The organism is Neisseria sp. P0009.S007, assembly GCF_051962515.1.
This window is the reverse complement of sequence record NZ_JBQCVF010000832.1, coordinates 1-560: the sequence shown is the minus strand read 5'-3', so window position 1 is coordinate 560 and position 560 is coordinate 1. Positions and strand designations below refer to the sequence as shown.

Annotated in this window: 1 pseudogene; it reads right to left on the bottom strand. The window is 54.5% G+C overall.

What is annotated here, in order from left to right:
• Positions 1-560, bottom strand: a pseudogene (locus ACTHS3_RS16650) (hypothetical protein); the annotation flags it as partial.

Below are 560 nucleotides of genomic sequence, written 5' to 3'. Positions count from 1 at the left end.
GGCCAGTTTCAGCTGTGCGCCACCGGCTACGGTTTCGCTGATGATGTTGCTGTCGCCTTTGACATTGATGGTGTCGCCCAATGCGTAGTTATTGCTGCCGGTGGTACCGCCGAAGTTGATGCCTTTGGCGATATTGGCGGCGTTGTTGGCGACGTTTTGGTTGGTCGCAAACAGTTGGCTGCCGTTAACGGCATCTTTGCTGTTGGCATTGAGGTCGCCATCGGCTACGTTGGTCACTTTGTTACCGGCGTTGTTCAAACCGTCTTTGGTCAGTTTGACGTCGCCTGCTTTAACGCCGTCTTGGGTCAATGCGACATCGTCGCCTACTTTCACACCGTCGTTGTTCACGGTGGTGTCGCCGGCTTTGACGCTGTCTACCACCAGGTCTTTGTTCAGCTTAACCGTCACTTTATCGTCTTGGGCTTCGGTGGTGATGTTGTCGTCGCCGGCAACGGTCACGGTGGAGCCGAGTTTTTCGACATTGGTGCTGCCGCTGTCGCCGTTGAAGGTCAGACCTTTGGTATCAACGGTGGTTTTGGCATCCACACCTTTTTGGATGT